Source organism: Roseomonas sp. USHLN139, from assembly GCF_037145735.1.
Taxonomy (GTDB): domain Bacteria; phylum Pseudomonadota; class Alphaproteobacteria; order Acetobacterales; family Acetobacteraceae; genus Pseudoroseomonas.
Window position 1 is genome coordinate 25,495 of record NZ_JBBCWY010000015.1, and the last position, 17,199, is coordinate 42,693.

15 protein-coding genes are annotated in these 17,199 nt (G+C 71.4%); 12 read left to right on the forward strand and 3 right to left on the reverse strand.

Features of this window, described 5'->3' with window-relative positions; genetic code table 11:
* Nucleotides 1–27: 27 nt before the first annotated feature.
* A complete protein-coding gene (rnd, locus tag WFI16_RS24640) occupies nucleotides 28–1,212 on the reverse strand; it encodes a ribonuclease D (protein WP_419900512.1) in 1,185 nt (394 codons plus the stop codon).
* A 231-nt stretch (nucleotides 1,213–1,443) separates the two neighbouring features.
* On the opposite strand from rnd, the gene aspS reads away from it, so the two are divergent.
* On the forward strand, nucleotides 1,444–3,246 hold the full coding sequence (gene aspS / locus WFI16_RS24645) for an aspartate--tRNA ligase (RefSeq protein ID WP_419900513.1): 1,803 nt from the start codon (nucleotides 1,444–1,446) through the stop codon (nucleotides 3,244–3,246).
* A gap of 61 nt (nucleotides 3,247–3,307) precedes the next feature.
* The gene (locus tag WFI16_RS24650) at nucleotides 3,308–4,249 is read left to right on the forward strand and encodes an EipB family protein (protein WP_419900514.1); all 942 of its coding nucleotides are present in this window, start codon (nucleotides 3,308–3,310) and stop codon (nucleotides 4,247–4,249) included.
* Nucleotides 4,250–4,503: 254 nt separating this feature from the next.
* Here WFI16_RS24650 and WFI16_RS24655 read toward each other — a convergent pair whose 3' ends face one another.
* A complete protein-coding gene (locus tag WFI16_RS24655) occupies nucleotides 4,504–5,511 on the reverse strand; it encodes an asparaginase (protein WP_419900515.1) in 1,008 nt (335 codons plus the stop codon).
* Between the two features lie 162 nt (nucleotides 5,512–5,673).
* On the opposite strand from WFI16_RS24655, the gene WFI16_RS24660 reads away from it, so the two are divergent.
* Nucleotides 5,674–6,759 carry a methyl-accepting chemotaxis protein gene (locus WFI16_RS24660; protein WP_419900516.1) on the forward strand — a complete coding sequence of 362 codons (1,086 nt, stop codon included), beginning with the start codon at nucleotides 5,674–5,676 and terminating at the stop codon, nucleotides 6,757–6,759.
* A 10-nt stretch (nucleotides 6,760–6,769) separates the two neighbouring features.
* Here the strand turns inward: WFI16_RS24660 and WFI16_RS24665 are convergent, their stop codons facing one another.
* Entirely contained in the window at nucleotides 6,770–8,170 is a 1,401-nt protein-coding gene (locus WFI16_RS24665; protein ID WP_419900517.1) for an MATE family efflux transporter, read from the reverse strand.
* A 150-nt stretch (nucleotides 8,171–8,320) separates the two neighbouring features.
* Between WFI16_RS24665 and WFI16_RS24670 the strand changes: the two genes are divergently transcribed.
* From WFI16_RS24670 to WFI16_RS24710, 9 genes are all read left to right on the forward strand, one after another.
* Nucleotides 8,321–9,550, forward strand: a complete 1,230-nt coding sequence (locus WFI16_RS24670; RefSeq protein WP_419900518.1) for an MFS transporter — start codon at nucleotides 8,321–8,323, stop codon at nucleotides 9,548–9,550.
* 225 nt (nucleotides 9,551–9,775) lie between these two features.
* Complete coding sequence (locus WFI16_RS24675; RefSeq protein ID WP_419900519.1) at nucleotides 9,776–11,347, forward strand: ABC transporter substrate-binding protein; 1,572 nt, start codon at nucleotides 9,776–9,778, stop codon at nucleotides 11,345–11,347.
* An 88-nt stretch (nucleotides 11,348–11,435) separates the two neighbouring features.
* On the forward strand, nucleotides 11,436–12,482 hold the full coding sequence (locus tag WFI16_RS24680; RefSeq protein WP_419900520.1) for an alpha/beta hydrolase: 1,047 nt from the start codon (nucleotides 11,436–11,438) through the stop codon (nucleotides 12,480–12,482).
* Nucleotides 12,483–12,693: 211 nt separating this feature from the next.
* A complete protein-coding gene (locus WFI16_RS24685) occupies nucleotides 12,694–12,900 on the forward strand; it encodes a cold-shock protein (protein ID WP_076957567.1) in 207 nt (68 codons plus the stop codon).
* Between the two features lie 224 nt (nucleotides 12,901–13,124).
* The gene (locus tag WFI16_RS24690; RefSeq protein ID WP_419900521.1) at nucleotides 13,125–13,334 is read left to right on the forward strand and encodes a hypothetical protein; all 210 of its coding nucleotides are present in this window, start codon (nucleotides 13,125–13,127) and stop codon (nucleotides 13,332–13,334) included.
* Between the two features lie 39 nt (nucleotides 13,335–13,373).
* Nucleotides 13,374–13,625 (forward strand): hypothetical protein, encoded by a 252-nt coding sequence (locus tag WFI16_RS24695; protein ID WP_419900522.1) that lies wholly within the window; start codon nucleotides 13,374–13,376, stop codon nucleotides 13,623–13,625.
* A gap of 146 nt (nucleotides 13,626–13,771) precedes the next feature.
* Nucleotides 13,772–15,553: an IlvD/Edd family dehydratase gene (locus WFI16_RS24700; RefSeq protein ID WP_419900523.1), complete on the forward strand. Its 1,782-nt coding sequence runs from the start codon at nucleotides 13,772–13,774 to the stop codon at nucleotides 15,551–15,553.
* Nucleotides 15,554–15,573: 20 nt separating this feature from the next.
* The gene (locus tag WFI16_RS24705; RefSeq protein ID WP_419900524.1) at nucleotides 15,574–16,323 is read left to right on the forward strand and encodes an SDR family oxidoreductase; all 750 of its coding nucleotides are present in this window, start codon (nucleotides 15,574–15,576) and stop codon (nucleotides 16,321–16,323) included.
* Nucleotides 16,324–16,351: 28 nt separating this feature from the next.
* On the forward strand, nucleotides 16,352–17,194 hold the full coding sequence (locus WFI16_RS24710) for a fumarylacetoacetate hydrolase family protein (RefSeq protein WP_419900525.1): 843 nt from the start codon (nucleotides 16,352–16,354) through the stop codon (nucleotides 17,192–17,194).
* The last annotated feature ends 5 nt before the right edge of the window (nucleotides 17,195–17,199 follow it).

A 17,199-nucleotide genomic window follows, 5' to 3' on the forward strand; every position in this document is an offset into this window, starting at 1 on the left:
AATTCATTCCCCTGGCCTGCCCGATCATCAGCTTTCGATCAGCTTCACCTTCCGCCCTTCGACGCCGAGGGCGAGCTTGCCGCCCTTTAGGGCCAAGGCCGCCTGTCCGAACACCTGCCGCCGCCAGCCGTGCAGGGCCGGGACCTGGGGTTCGTTCTCGGTGGCCAGGCGTTCCAGCTCGTCGCTGCTGGCGATCAGGCGGGGGGCGACGTGGTGTTCCTCGGCCTTGGCCGCCAGCAGCACCTTCAGCAGCGCGATCAGCGCCGGCGAGGCGGGCGGGCCCTGGCGGCTTTCCTTCGGCGCCTCGGGCAGGGCGGCCTCGGGCAGTTCCTTGGCCGCGGCCAGGGCGGCCAGCAGCCCGGCGCCGGTCTTGCCGTCGGCGAAGCCCTTGCTGATGCCGCGGGCGCGCGACAGGTCGTTCGCCGTGGTCGGGCCGGTCGCCGCGATCTCCATCAGTGTCTCGTCGCGGACCAGGCGCTGGCGGGGGATGTTGACGCGCTGCGCCTCGCGCTCGCGCCAGGCGGCGATGGCGCGGACGGCGGCCAGGAAGCGGCGGTTGCTGGAGCGCGGCTTGAGGCGTTCCCAGGCGGTCTCCGGGTCCTGGCGATAGGTCGCCGGGTCGGTCAGCTCGGCCATCTCCTCGGCCACCCAGGACAGGCGGCCGTCCGCGGTCAGCCGCTCCACCAGGGCCAGGTAGACCCGACGGAGATGGGTGACGTCGGCGGCGGCGTAGTTGATCTGCGCCGCCGAGAGCGGCCGCGCCGCCCAGTCGGAGAAGCGGTGCGCCTTGTCGATCGAGGCATTGGCCAGGCCGCGCACCAGGCTGTCATAGCTGGCCTGGTCGCCGAAGCCGGCCACCATGGCGGCGATCTGCGTGTCGAACAGCGGCTTGGGGGGCGCGCCGAAGCGCAGGATGCAGATCTCCACATCCTGGCGGGCGGCATGGAACACTTTCGTGACCGCCGTATCGGCCAGCAGCTCGCCCAGCGGCGCCAGGTCCAGCCCTTCGGCCTGGGCGTCGATGACGGCCACCTCGTGCTCGCCGGCGAGCTGCACGACGCAGAGCTCGGGCCAGTAGGTCCTCTCCCGCATGAATTCAGTGTCGACCGTGACGAAAGCCTCGGTGCGCAGCCGCGCACAGAGCTCTGAAAGCGCCTCGGTGGTGGTGATCAGGACGGGGTCGGGGTCCTGGGCCTGGTTGCGTCGGCTCATGGCATTCATGCTTCTAGCGAAGCCGCGGCATCCCGCAAAGTCCAGCCGGCAGCGGCAGGGCCGTCCAGCCGCACGAAATCGCCCGCGCGGGGCTTGCGGCAGCGGGAGCAGGGCGGTTTGCTGCGGGGATTGCGGCCCGCCGGGGCGCCGCCGGCATGCAATCCCTTGACAGGGGGCCGCCCGCCGCCCCTTCTGCCCCCCTTTCCGTCCGAGCCTCGGGGTTTTCGATCGATGCACGCCTACCGCACCCATACCTGCGGCGCGCTGCGCGCCAGCGACGCGGGTCAGACCGCCCGCCTCTCCGGCTGGGTGCACCGCAAGCGCGACCATGGCGGCCTGCTGTTCATCGACCTGCGCGACCATTACGGCCTGACGCAGTGCGTGCTGCCCGCCGGCACCGCCGTCTTCGAGCAGGCCGAGGCGATCCGCCCCGAGAGCGTGATCACGGTGACCGGCCAGGTGGTCGCCCGCGAGGCCGGCACGGTCAATGACAAGCTGCCGACCGGCGCCATCGAGCTGCGCGTCGCCGAGCTGTCGGTGCAGTCCCATGCCGAGGTGCTGCCGATCCAGGTGGCGGGCGAGCAGGAATTCCCCGAGGACCTGCGGCTGCGCTACCGCTTCCTCGACCTCCGCCGTGAGAAGCAGCACCGCAACATGCTGCTGCGGGCCGGCGTCATCGCCAGCATCCGCCGCCGCATGATCGAGCAGGGTTTTGTCGAATACCAGACGCCGATCCTGACGGCCTCCTCGCCCGAAGGCGCGCGCGACTTCCTGGTGCCCAGCCGCAACCACCCGGGCACCTTCTACGCCCTGCCGCAGGCGCCGCAGCAGTTCAAGCAGCTGGCGATGGTGGCGGGCTTCGACCGCTACTTCCAGATCGCCCCCTGCTTCCGCGACGAGGCCAGCCGCGCCGACCGCAGCCCGGGCGAGTTCTACCAGCTCGACTTCGAGATGAGCTTCGTCACCCAGGAAGACGTCTTCGCGGCGATCGAGCCGGTGATGGAGGGCATCTTCACCGAGTTCGGCAATGGCCGGAAGGTCACCCCGGCGCCGTTCCCGCGCATCCCCTATGACACGGCGATGCTGGATTACGGCTCGGACAAGCCGGACCTGCGCAACCCGCTGAAGATCACCGACGTCACCGAGAATTTTCGCGACTCCGGCTTCGGGCTGTTCGCGAAGGTGGTGGCGGGTGGCGGCATCGTCCGCGCCATCCCGGCGCCGGGTGCGGCCGACAAGCCGCGCGGCTTCTTCGACAAGCTCAATGAATGGGCCCGCGCCGAGGGCGCCGGCGGCCTCGGCTACATCCAGTTCGCGTCGGAAGGCCCCAAGGGCCCGATCGCCAAGAACCTGGAGGCCGATCGGGTCGAGGCGATCCGGGTCGCCTGCGGCCTGAACCCCGGCGACGCGGTGTTCTTCGCCGCCGGCAAGAAGGACGAGGCGCCGAAATTCGCCGGCAAGACCCGCACCCGCCTCGGCGAGGAGCTGGGGCTGATCGCGCAGGACGAGTTCCGCTTCTGCTGGATCGTCGACTTCCCGATGTACGAGCTGAACGAGGAGACCAAGCAGGTCGATTTCAGCCACAACCCCTTCAGCATGCCGCAGGGCGGGCTGGAGGCGCTGAACTCGATGGACCCGCTCGACATCAAGGCCTTCCAGTACGACATCGTCTGCAACGGCATCGAGCTGTCCTCGGGCGCCATCCGCAACCACCGCCCGGACATCATGATCCGCGCCTTCGAGATCGCCGGCTACACCGAGCAGACGGTCGAGGAGCGGTTCGGCGGCATGCTGAACGCCTTCCGCTACGGCGCGCCGCCGCATGGCGGCTCGGCCCCGGGCATCGACCGCATGGTGATGCTGCTGGCCGACGAGCCGAACATCCGCGAGGTCATCCTGTTCCCGCTGAACCAGCAGGGCCAGGACCTGATGATGGGCGCGCCGGCCGCGGTCGACCATGCCCGGCTTAAAGAACTCTCCATCAAGCTCGATCTGCCCCCGGCCAAGGGTGCGGCCGGGCCCAAGGCTTCCTAACTAGGGAAGGCCATCAAGCCCGGGCGGCGACGCTGCCCGGGCGCTCGAGAAGGAGACCGTCATGCGGCTGCGCGATACCCTGGCCGGAGTCCACGCCCTTCCCGCCACGGCGCTGCTGGCGCTGGGCCTGGCGGTGGGGGCGGCGGCCGGCCCGGCCGCGGCCCAGCAGCCGGCTGCCCCGCAGCCCTCCGCTCCGGCGGCTCCCCGCGCCGCCGGCCCCGCCGCCGGCGCGCCGGCGGTGATCCCGGGCACCGAGGCCATGGCGCCGCACCGCGCCGCCTATCGCCTGCGCCTCGACCGCGTCCGCCAGGGCAGCGACGTGGTGCAGGCCGAGGGCGCCATGCTGTTCGAGGTGCTCGACGCCTGCGACGGCTGGGCCACCCGGCAGCGGCTGCAGCTGACCGTGCTCAACCGCGCCGGCGACCAGGTCGAGACCAGCTCCGACTATTCCACCTGGGAGAGCAAGGACGGCCGCCGGCTGCGCTTCTCGCTGACCCAGACGGCGCAGGGCGCGGTGACCCAGCGGATCAGCGGCGAGGCCGAGCTGGCCGGCGCCGAGCCGGGCAGCGAGGGCGGCACCGTCCGCTACGAGCAGCCCTCGGCGCAGCAGATGACCCTGCCGCGCGGCACGCTGCTGCCGATGATGCACACCATCCGCGCCCTGGCCCTGGCCAAGGCCGGGCAGCAGCGGATGCTGAACGCGCCGCTGTTCGACGGCACCAGCGAGGACGGTGCCCAGGACAGCACCACCCTGCTGTCGCCCTGGAGTGAGCCGCAGGCGCAGCCGCGCTTCCCGCTGCTGGGCGGCCAGGCCAGCGCGCGGATGCGGATCGCCTTCTTCGGCAAGGAATCGGCCGCCGCGGCCGGGGCCAGCGCGCCGGAATACGAGGTGGGCCTGCGCTACTTCGCCAATGGCGTCGCCGACGAGATGAAGATGGATTTCGGCGACTTCGCGGTGGACGGGCTGATGCAGAGCCTCGAGGCCGTGCCGGCGGCCTGCTGAAGAGAAGGCAGGGGCAGGCCAGGGGAATGAATTCCCCTGGACCCTTTCTTTTTTCTGTCAGTGCTGCCGCGCGGCATTGGCAAGGTGGGACGCGACACTGGACAGCAGCGCGACCTTCGAGGTCGCGCTGTTTTCGTATGGGGCGTCCCGTCGTGATGCCCTGGTGTCGCTGCCGGTGATCAGGAAAAAGATGGGCGCAAACCTGGAGGTTTGCGGGGGGAATTCATTCCCCCAGCTTTCGCCCTGCCTTCTCTTCAATACGTCTCGAAGATCCGCGCGATCTCGGCGGGATCCTTCGTCACCGTCAGCGCGAAGGCCAGCAGGATGCGGGCCTTCTGCGGGTTGAGATTGTCCCCCGCCAGGATGCCCTGTTCGCGCATCTTGGTGCCGGCGACGACCCGGCCGCTGCCGACGCGGGCGGACTGGACGACGGTGACGCCGCCCTGCACCGCCTCGGCCAGGGCCTCGGCCTCCCAGGGGGTCGGGTTGCCGGGGGCGAAGCCGGCGCTGACGATGCCCTGGGCGCCGGCGGCGACGAAGGCGCGCACCGCGGTGCCGTCGGCATCGGCATAGGAATAGCTGATGTCGACGCGGGGCAGGGCGTCGATGGCGCGCAGGTCGAATTCGGTGTCCGGCGCGGTCTTGCGCAGCGGGCGGCGGTAGAACACCACCCTGTCGGCATCCGCCTGGCCGAGCACGCCGAAATCCGGGGTGCGGAAGGTCTGCATCCGCCAGGTCGCCGTCTTCGTGACCTCGCGCGCCGCGTGGATCTCGTCGTTCAGCATCAGCAGCACGCCCATGCCGCGGGCCTCGGGGCTGGCCGCGACGCGCACCGCGTTCAGCAGGTTCATCGGCATGTCGGAGGAGAGGCCGGTCGCCGGCCGCTGGGCGCCGACCATGACGACGGGAATGCCGATCTTCAGCCCGAGCGACAGGGCATAGGCGGTCTCCTCCATGGTCGAGGTGCCATGGCCGATGACGATGCCGGCGAGGCCCGGGATCTCCGCCACCGCGGCGTGGCAGGCCTCGGCCAGGCCGCGCCAGTCCTGGAAGCCGATGCGGCTGGAGATGACGGCGCCATAGGGGCGGGCGATCACCTCGGCGACCCGGGCGAGCTCGGGGACGCGGGCGATGATGGCGCCGGTGTCCATCACCTGGCCGAGCACCGAATAGTCCTGGATGTCGAGCGCGTCGCGGCCGAGCGAGGCCATGGTGCCGCCGGTGCCGATGAAGGCGACGCGCGGCAGGGGGGACGGGGTCATGCGGCGGATCCTCCGAGGCTGTCGGCAAAGCTGTAGGCGCCGCCGCGACGATGGCCAAGGGGACCGGCGGGAAAGGGTTCACAATCCGGTCATAACCGCTCCCATAATGGCCAGGTCCGCGCCGGTCCGCGCCCGGACATCGCCGGTTGGAGGGCAGGAGTCATGACGCAATCCCTGGCGAACGGCCTGGCCGCCGGGCCGGCCGTGGCGGGTGGTGCGGCACCGACGCCGGAGAACGTGCTGGCGCTGGTCGACCGCGCTGCCGGCATCGCCGCCGCCAAGGGCCGCGCCATCCAGGCGATCACCGCGCAGACCCGCATCCTGGCGCTGAACGCCACCATCGAGGCGGCGCGCGCCGGCGAGGCGGGCCTCGGCTTCGCCGTGGTGGCGGGCGAGGTGAAGGCGGTCTCGGCCGAGGTGGAGCGGCTGGCGGCGGAGATGGAGGGCGAGCTCAGCGCCGCCTTCGGCGCGCTGCGCGGCCTCGGCCGGCGGATGGCGGAGGAGGTGCGCAGCGACCGGCTGGTCGACCTCGCGCGCAACGCCATCGAGATCATGGACCGCAACCTCTACGAGCGCAGCTGCGACGTCCGCTGGTGGGCCACCGATTCGGCGATGGTCGAGGCGCTGGAGCAGCCGGTGCCGGCGCGGCTGACGCATGCGACGGCGCGGCTCGGCGTGATCCTCGCCGCCTACACGGTCTATCTCGACCTCTGGGTCTGCGACGCCGCCGGGCGGGTGGTGGCGACCGGCCGGCCGGAGCGCTTCCCGCAGGCCCGCGGCCTCGACGTCTCGCAGGAGAGCTGGTTCCGCGCGGCGCTCGCCTCGGCCAGCGGCGACGACTACGCGGTGGCCGACGTGGCGGCGCAGCCGGCGCTGGGCCAGGCGCCGGCGGCGACCTATGCCGCGGCGATCCGCGCCGGGGCGGCGAGTCATGGCCGGCCGATCGGCGTGCTCGGCATCCATTTCGACTGGGCGCCGCAGGCCCGCGCGGTGGTCGAGGGCGTGCGGCTGACCGCCGAGGAGCGCGGCCGCACCCGGGTGCTGCTGCTGGATGCGCGGCACCGGGTGCTGGCGGCCAGCGACGGCGCCGGGCTGCTGCGCGACAGCGTGGCGCTGGCCACCGGCGGGCGCGAGGCCGGGGCCTATGGCGACGGGCGCGGCGGGCTGGTCGCCTTCCACCGCACCCCCGGCTACGAGACCTATCGCGGCCTCGGCTGGTACGGCGCCGTGCTGCAGCGGCCGGGCTGAGCCGCGCGGCTCAGGCGGGGCGCAGCCGGCGGATCCGCAGCCCGCCCTGCCGGGCCAGCTTCTGCCAGCGCAGCGTCATCATCAGCGCGACGATACCCAGGCCGCAGGCCAGCCCGACCCAGACCCCCTGCGGCCCGTAGCCGCCGGGAAAGCCGAGGCCGAGCCCGACCGGCAGCGCCAGCCCCCAATAGCCCAGCGCCGCGAAGAGCAGCGGCAGCCGCGTGTCCTTCAGCCCGCGCAGCGCGCCGGCGGCGACCGCCTGCACCCCGTCGGCCAGCTGGAAGATCCCGGCGACGATCAGCAGGCTGGCGGCGAGCTGGCGGGTCTCGGCCAGCTCCGGCGCCAGGAACAGCGCGGCGATCCGGTCGGACAGCGTCAGCAGCAGCAGCGCGGTCACCGCCATGAAGGCCGCGGCCAGGCCGATCGCGGTCCAGCCGGCGCGCCAGGCGCCGCGCGCGTCGCTGGCGCCGGCGGCGAGGCCGACGCGGGCGGTGGCCGCCTGGCCGATGCCCATCGGCACCATGAAGCAGGCGCTGGCGATCTGCAGGGCGACGGCATGGGCGGCGACGGCGCGCGGGCTGATCCAGCCCATCACCAGGGCGGTGGCCGAGAAGATGCCGATCTCCAGCAGCATGGAGCCGGCGATCGGCAGGCCGACCAGCATGATCTCCTGCATCCGCCGCCAGTCGGTGCGCCAGAAGCGGCCGGCCAGGCGGAAGCGCGACAGCCGCCGGTCGAGCCGGATCCATAGCGCCAGCGACAGGAACATCGCCAGATTGGCCAGGGCGCTGGACAGGCCGGCGCCGAAGGCGCCGAGCGAGGGCAGGCCGAGCCCGCCGCCGACCATCAGCCAGACCAGCAGGGCGTTCAGCAGGATGGCGCCCAGCGCCACCCAGAGCGCCGGGCCCGGCCGCTGCAGCGCCGAGAGGAAGCCGCGCAGCAGCAGGAAGCCATAGACGAAGGGCAGGCCCCAGAGCAGCGCGCGGTTGTAGTGCTGCGCCGCCTCGGCCAGCGCCGGGTCCTGGCCGGCCAGCCGCAGCAGCGTGCCGGTGTGCCACAGCAGCGTGCCGAGCACGGCGAACAACGGAAGAATAAGCCAGGCCGCCTGGCGGAAGGTGCGGCGCATCTCGCGCATGTGGTGGCGCACCCGGCCGCGCTCCTGCGCCAGCATGGCGGCGGCCGAGAAGGCCAGCCCCATCGGCAAGGCGAGGGCGATGAAATACAGGTTGCCGCCCAGCGTGGCGGCGGCCAGCGGCAGCTCGCCCAGCTGGCCGAGGAAGAAGGTGTCGGTCAGCACCAGCGCGATCTGCGACAGGTTGGTGAGCGCCAGGGGCCAGGCCAGCGCCAGCATGGCGCCCAGTTCCCGCCCCCAGCCGGATCTCGGGTTGGTTCCCGCGGCTTCATGTGACATGGCCCGGTGCCTGTAGCGCGAAACGGCGGCGCTGGCTTGTGGCGATCCCGTGCGGCGGGCGGCGGCGGGAGGCTGCCATGCACGCCGCCGCCGGGGACAGGCCGCCGCCGCGGTGCCATATGGCCGGCTTCCCGAAGCGGAGCGCGCCCGATGACCGCCCCCCCTGCCGCCGGCGCCGTGCCCGCCGTTTCCCCTGGCGCCATCCCCGTCTGGCTGACCCTGCTGCTGGCCACCGCCTGCGGCGTGATCGTCGCCAACATCTATTACGCCCAGCCGCTGATCGGGCCGATCAGCGCGGCGCTCGGCCTGTCGCCGGGGGCGGCCGGGCTGATCGTGACGATGACGCAGATCGGCTATGGCGCCGGGCTGCTGCTGGTGGTGCCGCTCGGCGACTTGGTCGAGAACCGCCGGCTGGTGCTGGCGGTGATGGGGCTGGCCTTCCTTGGGCTGGTCGGCGCGGCGCTGGCGCAGGGGGCGGCGGCCTTCCTGGCCGCGGCCCTGGTGATCGGGCTGGGCTCGGTCGCCGTGCAGATCCTGGTGCCGCTGGCCGCCCATCTGGCGCCCGAGGCGATGCGCGGCCGCATGGTCGGCAATGTCATGAGCGGGCTGATGCTTGGCATCATGCTGGCCCGCCCGGTCGCCAGCTTCACGACCGCGGCGCTGGGCAGCTGGCACGCCATCTTCTGGATCTCGGCCGCCGCCATGGTGCTGCTGGGGCTGGTGCTGCGCGCCGCCCTGCCGCGGCGCCAGCCGCCGCCGGGGCTGCGCTATGGCCAGCTGCTCGGCTCGATGGGGCGGCTGGTGGTGGAGGTCCGGCCCCTGCGGCGGCGCGCGCTCTACCAGGCCGGCCAGTTCGGCGCCTTCAGCCTGTTCTGGACCACCGTGCCGCTGCAGCTGGCGCAGGAATTCCACCTGACCCAGACCGGCATCGCGCTCTTCGCCCTGGCCGGCGTCGCCGGCGCCATCGCCGCGCCGATCGCCGGGCGGGTCGCCGATCGTGGCCTGGTGCGGCCGGCCAGCGGGCTGGCGATGCTGGCCGTCGCGCTGTCCTTCCCGATGACCTGGCTGGCGCCGGCCGGCTCGACCCTGGCGCTCGGCCTGCTGGTGGCCTCTGCCATCCTGCTCGATTTTGGCGTCTCGGCGAATGTCGTGCTGGGGCAGCGGGTGCTGTTCACGCTGGGCGCCGAGATGCGCAGCCGGCTGAACGGGCTGTTCATGGCGACCTTCTTCCTGGGCGGCGCGCTGGGCTCGGCGCTGGGCGGCTGGAGCTTCGCCGCCGGCGGCTGGGCCTGGTCGAGCCTGGCCGGCCTGGCGCTGCCGGTGCTGGCGCTGGGCTACTGGGCGACCGAGCCGCCGGCGCCCCGCCGCCCGGCTGCCTGATATCCAGCGGCCTGATCGTCCTGCCCGCTGATCGTCCCGCCCCTGCGGGTTTTCCGGGCAGAAACGATTTCTGAACTTTTCTCCATCGGCAGGCTGGAGCGGCTTCGCGCTTTCGTGTCAGGCTCGTTCCGGGAAGGCATGCTTCTTGCTGCCTGACCCCCAACAAATCTGCCACGGGGGCTAAGGACTGTGACTTCCAGGAATTTTCCGCTCAGGCGCCGCCTGATGCTGGGCGCCGCCGCCCTGCTGGGCCTGGCCGCCCTGGCGCTGCCCGGCCAGGCCGCGGCGCAGAAGCTGACCATCGCCATCGGCGGCGCGGTCACCTCGATGGACCCGCATTTCTACAATGCCTCGCCGAACAACAGCGTCACCGCGCATTTCTTCGACAAGCTGGTCGAGTTCGACGCCAAGGCGCAGCTGGTGCCCGCGCTGGCCGAATCCTGGCGCAACGTCTCCGAGACCGTCTGGGAGTTCAAGCTGCGCGCCGGGGTGAAGTGGCATGACGGCCGCGACTTCACCGCCGAGGACGTCGCCTTCACCTTCCAGCGCGCGCCCAACGTGCCGAACAGCCCGGGCGGCTTCGGCGCCTTCGTCCGCGCCGTGCAGAAGGTCGAGATCATCGACCCGCTGACCGTCCGCATCCACACCCCCGGCCCCTATCCGATGCTGCTGGGCGACTTCGCCTCGCTGGCCATCATCTCGCGCCATGTGGGGGAGGGGGCCTCGACCGAGGACTACAACAGCGGCCGGGCGATGGTCGGCACCGGCCCCTACCGCTTCGTCTCCTATGCCCCCGGCAACCGCACCCTGATGCGGCGCAATGACGACTACTGGGGCGGCCGGCCGAGCTGGGCCGAGGTCGACTACCGCATCATCTCCTCGCCGCCGGCGCGCACCGCGGCGATCCTGGCGGGCGATGTCGACATCATCGACGCCGTGCCCTCCTCCGACATCCAGGGGCTGCGCGGCGAGGCCAATCTGAAGCTGACCAGCATCCAGGGCCTGCGCGTCATCTACCTGGCGCCGGACCGCTCGCGGACGGAGAACCCGGTCTTCGTCACCGACAATGACGGCAAGCCGCTGCCGACCAACCCGTTCAACGACCTGCGCGTCCGCCGCGCGCTGACCATGGCGATCTCCCGCGAGGCGCTGGCCGAGCGCGTCATGCTGGGCACCGCCCAGCCGGCCGGGCAGTGGCTGCCGCCGGGCACCTATTCCTACAACCCGGACATCACCCCGCCGAAGCAGGACCTGGAGGGCGCCCGCAAGCTGCTGGCCGAGGCCGGCTTCCCGAACGGCTTCCGCATGACCCTGCACACGCCGAACGACCGCTACCCCAATGATTCGCGCACCGCCCAGGCGGTGGCGCAGATGTGGACGCGGGCCGGCGTGCAGACCCAGGTCGAGGCGCTGCCCTGGGCCGCCTTCTCCGCCCGCTCCTCGCGCCAGGAATTCGGCATGCGGCTGCTCGGCTGGGGCAGCGTCACCGGCGAGGCCTCCTACGCGCTGGTCAATATCCTGGCGACCCAGGACCCGGCCAAGCGCACCGGCGCCAACAACCAGGGGCGCTATTCCAACCCGGCGCTCGATGCGCTGACGGCGGAAGCCGCCGGCACCCTGGACGACGGCAAGCGCGAGGCGCTGCTGCGCCAGGCGATCAAGATGGCGATCGACGACGTCGCCATCATCCCGCTGCACCAGCTGGTCAATACCTGGGCGGTCAAGCGGACCCTCAACCACAACCCGCGCATGGATGAGCGGACGCGGGCGATGGATGTGACGCCGGGCAACTCCTGACCACCGAAAGCAAGCGCCGGGGGAACTGAGTTCCCCCGGACCCCCGCCTTCATTAGACTCCGTCCCCAACGCCACACGGGGACACGCCATGCGCCGACGCACCATGCTCGCAGCGCCGCTGCTCGCCACGCCGCTTCTCGCCGCGACCGCCGGGGCCCAGCCCGCCGGCGTCGCCTTCGAGGAATTCCTCATCCCCGGCGGCGATCCGGGCATCCAGCTCTATTTGCGCAACAAGCGCGGCGAATCGACGCCGGCCGGGCGCGGCGACCGCGTCGTGCTCTGCCTGCACGGCGCCACCTACCCGGCCAGCACCAGCTTCGACCTGCCGGTCGGCGGCGTCTCCTGGATGGACTACATGGCCGGGCGCGGCTTCGACGTCTGGTGCCTGGACCTGCGCAACTACGGCCGCTCGACGCGCGAGGCCGCGATGGGCCAGCCGGCCGAGGCCAATGCGCCGCTGACCTCCGGCGAGGTCGCCCAGAAGGACATCGCCGCGGCCGCCGCCTTCATCCGCCAGCGCCGCGACGTCCCGAAGATTGTCCATCTCGGCTGGTCCTGGGGCACCAGCCTGCAGGCCCGCTTCGCCGCCGACAATCCGGCGCTGGTCGAGCGGCTGGTGCTCTACGCGCCGCAATGGCTGCGCGACGGGCCGAGCCCGGCCGCCGCCGGGGCGGGCGAGACGCTCGGCGCCTATCGCAGCGTGACGCGCGCCGATGCCCGCGCCCGCTGGTTCAACGGCGTCCCCGAGGCGAAGCGCGCCAGCCTCTTCCCGGCCGGCTGGTACGAGCACTGGGCCGACGCGACCTTCGCCACCGACCCGGAAGGCATGCGCCAGGTGCCCTCGGCCCTGCGCGCACCGAATGGCGTGCTGGCCGATTCCCGCGCCTACTGGCAATCGGGAAAACCCTTTTACGACCCGGCGGCGATCACCGCGCCGACCCTGCTGGTGCTGGCCGAATGGGACCGCGACACCCCTCCGGCGCTGGCCATGGCCTTGTTTCCATTGTTGACCCGCAGCCCGGGCAAGCGGCTGGTGGTGCTGGCGGAAGGCACCCACGGCATCCTGCTGGAGCGCAACCGCGGCGCCCTGTTCCAGGCGGTGCAGGTCTTCCTGGAGGAGGCGATCGCCGGTTGAAACGGCTTTGATCAACGGTCCTGCTTGTCGATCGCCCCCCTCCCGTCCTACATGTAGCGCGTCGACTGTTTTGGTTCGGCTTGCTGTTCCAGCTCGCCCCAGCCCGCCCCTGACCGGGGCGGGTGCGTAGCGTGCCTGGTGCCCGTTCCTTTTCGAGGTTGATCCGTCGTGCATGTTGCGCGGCGGCAACGCATTCTAACGGAGCACCCCGATGCCGATCGGTACCGTGAAGTGGTTCAACGCAACCAAGGGTTATGGTTTCATCCAGCCGGAAGACGGCTCGAAGGACGTGTTCGTGCACATCTCCGACGTGCAGCGCGCCGGCCTGCAGGGTCTGCAGGAAGGCGAGCGCATGGAGTATGAGCTGCAGCGCGGCCGCGAGGGCAAGCTCTCCGCGTCGAACCTGAAGCAGGCCTGACCTGGATCGGCCGCCGGCCCGGCATCCGGGCGGGCGGCCCTCGGCCCTGGCTGGACCACGAGGCCGGACCAAGAGACGGGCGCGCCGGGGCCGGCGCGCCCGTTTCGTCTCGGAGCGCGACGGCCAGGGCTGGCATGCTTGAACAGCCTGGACCCCGCGCCCAGGCAACGTCCTTTTTCACCACAGGCCGCTCACCCGGCCGCTGACCTCGGAGGCATGCCCGTATGGGACGCACACCCAATTACGGACAGCAGCGCGCCGACCGCAATCGCGCCAAGCAGGCCAAGGCGGACGCCAAGGCCGCCGCCCGCGAGGAGGAGCGCGCCCGCCGCAAGGCCGCCATCGCTGCCGGTCTCGATCCTGACATGGGCGAGCCTGTGACGCTGCCGCCCGACGACGAGGACGAGGAGCCGGCCCCGGGCGAGCGCGGCTGAGCAGCCGCCCCGCCCTCGGCGGGGCGCGGGAGTGACCGCATGGCGTCGCGCAACATGGGTGCCTTCACCTTCTTCGACGTCGTCTACGAGGACGGCAGCCGCCGCTCCAACCGCAAGGTGCCGAGCGAGATCCTCGGCGGGCTGGATGGCGACGAGCCGGCCCGCAAGCTGATCGAGGCGCAGGACGAGGAGATCGCCAAGGCCTCGGGCAAGCCGCGGCCGGTGATCGCCGAGCTGTCCCGCAGCCCGGTGGCCAAGCCGGTCAAGGTGCCCTTCGCGAAGAAGAAGTAGCGGCCAGGGCTGCCCCTGGTTCGATGCCGGCGGCGGTGGCGGTCAGCCCCGCCGCCGACCGCGTCTTTGCCGGGTCTTTTCCGCCCGTTGACAGCCTGTCTGGCCCGGCCGACGCTTCCTCCCAGACGTTGGGGAGAATGCGGACCATGGACCAGACAAAGAAGAAGTTCCGGCTGCGCAGCCAGCGCTGGTTCGACGACCCGGAAGACCCTGGGATGACGGCGCTCTATATCGAGCGCTTCCTGAATTTCGGCATGACCCGCGGCGAGCTGCAATCGGGCAAGCCGATCATCGGCATCGCCCAGACCGGCAGCGACATCGCCCCCTGCAACCGCCACCACCTGGCGCTGGCCGAGCGGGTCAAGGCCGGCATCCGCGATGCCGGCGGCATCCCGCTGGAATTCCCCATCCATCCGATCCAGGAGACCGGCAAGCGCCCGACCGCGGCGCTCGACCGCAACCTGGCCTATCTGTCGCTGGTCGAGGTGCTGCACGGCTATCCGCTGGATGGCGTCGTGCTGACCACCGGCTGCGACAAGACCACGCCCGCCTGCCTGATGGGCGCCGCCACCGTGAACATCCCGGCCCTCGTCCTCTCCGGCGGGCCGATGCTGGACGGGCACTGGAAGGGCAAGCTCTCGGGCTCGGGCACCATCGTCTGGGAGGCGCGCAAGCGGCTGGCTGCCGGCGAGCTCAACTATGACGGCTTCATGCAGATGGTGGCGAGCTCCGCCACCTCGATCGGCCACTGCAACACCATGGGCACGGCGCTGTCGATGAACAGCCTGGCCGAGGCGCTGGGCATGTCGCTGCCCGGCTGCGCCTCGATCCCCGCCGCCTATCGCGAGCGCGGCCAGATGGCGCATGCGACCGGCATGCGCATCGTCGACATGGTGAAGGAGAATCTGCGCCCCTCCGACATCATGACGCGCGAGGCCTTCGAGAACACCATCGTGCTGGCCAGCGCCATCGGCGCCAGCTCGAACTGCCCGCCGCACCTGGTGGCCATCGCCCGCCACATGGGCGTCGAGCTGACCACCGAGGACTGGCAGACCATCGGCGCCGAAATTCCTCTCCTGGTGGACTGCCAGCCGGCCGGGCGCTTCCTGGGCGAGATGTTCTATCGCGGCGGTGGCGTGCAGGCGGTGATGAAGGAGCTGGCGGATGCCGGCAAGCTGCACACCGGCGTGCGCACCGCCACCGGCCGGACCCTGGCCGAGGACCTGGCCCAGGCGCCCGAGCCCGACCGCCAGGTGATCCGCCCCTATGCCGAGCCGCTGAAGACCCATGCCGGCTTCGTCGTACTGTCGGGCAATATCTTCGACAGCGCGGTGATGAAGGTCAGCGTCATCGACGCCGAGTTCCGCAAGCGCTTCCTCTCCGACCCGGAAGACGTCTTCGAGGGCAAGGTCATCGTCTTCGAGGGCCCCGAGGACTACCACGAGCGCATCGAGGACCCCGATCTCGGCGTCGACGAGCGCAGCGTGCTGGTGATCCGCAACTGCGGCCCGGTCGGCTATCCGGGCAGCGCCGAGGTGGTGAACATGCAGCCGCCCGGCGCGCTGATCAAAGCCGGGCTCGACGCCCTGCCGACCATGGGCGACGGGCGGCAGAGCGGCACCTCGGCCAGCCCCTCCATCCTGAACGTCTCGCCCGAGGCGGCGGTCGGCGGCGGCCTGGCCCTGCTGAAGACCGGCGACCCGATCCGCATCAACCTGAAGACCCGGAAAGTGGACCTGCTGATCCCGGCCGAGGAGATGGAGGCCCGCCGCGCCGCCTGGACGCCGCCCAAGCTGCAGCACAAGACGCCCTGGGAGGAGATCTACCGCTCCATGGTCGGCCAGCTCGGCACCGGCGGCTGCCTGGAGCCGGCGACGCTCTACCTGAACATCCTCGAGACCCGCGGCGAGAGCCGCCATAACCACTAAGTCAGGACAGGACGTCGCGCATGGCCGGTCGGCTCGTCGGAAAGAAATGCTTCGTCACGGCGGCGGGGCAGGGGATCGGGCGGGCCACCGCCCTGGCCTATGCGGCAGAGGGGGCGGTGGTGGTCGCCACCGACCGTGACGCCGCCAAGCTGGAAAGCCTGGGCCAGCAGGGCATCACCACGCTGGCGCTCGACGTGCTGGACGATGCGGCGGTGGCCCGTGCCGTCACCGCGCACGGCCCCTTCGACGTGCTGTTCAACTGCGCCGGCTTCGTCCACCAGAACACGGCGGAGACCTGCACCGATGCGGAGTGGGACTTCGCCTTCGCCCTCAATGTGCGGGCGCAGTGGAAGGTGATGCAGGCGGCGATCCCCGGCATGCTGCAGCAGGGGGGCGGGGCCATCGTCAACATGGCCTCCGCCGCCGGCTCGGTGAAGGGGGTCGCCAACCGCTTCGTCTATGGCGCCACCAAGGCCGCCGTGGTCGGCATGACCAAGAGCGTCGCCGCCGACTACGTGGCGCGCGGCATCCGCTGCAACTGCGTCTGCCCGGGCACGGTGGACACGCCCTCGCTCGGCGAGCGGATCGAGGCCAATGCGGCGGCCGCCGGCAGCGTCGAGGCGGCGCGCGCCGCCTTCGTCGCCCGCCAGGCCATGGGGCGCCTCTCGACGGCCGAGGAGATCGCTGCCCTGGTGCTCTATCTCTCGGCGCCGGAATCCGCTTTCGTCACGGCACAGGCCATCGTCATCGACGGCGGCTGGACCAACTGACTTCGACTTCTGAGGGAAACGCAGAATCATGAAACTGCTGCGCTACGGCCCGCCGGGCCAGGAAAAGCCGGGCCTGCTGGCCGCCGACGGCACCATCCGCGACCTGTCCGGCGTCATCGCCGATCTGTCGGGCGAGGCCCTCTCGGAGGCCGGCCTGGCGAAGCTGGCCGCGCTCGATCCCGCCAGCCTGCCGAAGGTGGACGGCAATCCGCGCCTCGGCCCGCCGGTGACGGGGATGAAGAACTTCGTCTGCATCGGCCTGAACTACGCCGACCACGCCGCCGAGACCGGCGCGCCGATCCCCAAGGAGCCGATCATCTTCCTGAAGTCGCTCGGCGCCCTGTCGGGCCCGAATGACGACGTCGAGGTGCCCCCCGGCAGCGTCAAGACCGACTGGGAAGTCGAGCTCGCCATCATCATCGGCACCCGCGCCAAGAACGTCTCCGAGGAAGACTCGCTCAGCTACGTCGCCGGCTACGCCGTCTGCAACGACGTCTCTGAGCGCGAATGGCAGACCGAGCGCGGCGGCACCTGGGACAAGGGCAAGGGCTACGAGACCTTCGGGCCGCTCGGCCCCTGGCTGGTCACCAAGGACGAGGTGGCCGACCCGCAGAACCTCGCCATGTTCTGCGAGGTCGACGGCCACCGCTACCAGGACGGCTCCACCCGCACGATGATCTTCGGCGTGCAGAAGCTGGTCTCCTACGTCTCCCACTTCTTCACCCTGCACCCGGGCGACGTCATCTCCACCGGCACGCCGCCGGGCGTCGGCCTGGGGCAGAAGCCGCAGGTCTTCCTGAAGGCGGGGCAGAGCATGCGCCTCGGCATCGAGGGGCTGGGCGAGCAGACGCAGAAGACGGTCGCCGGGTAAGTAAG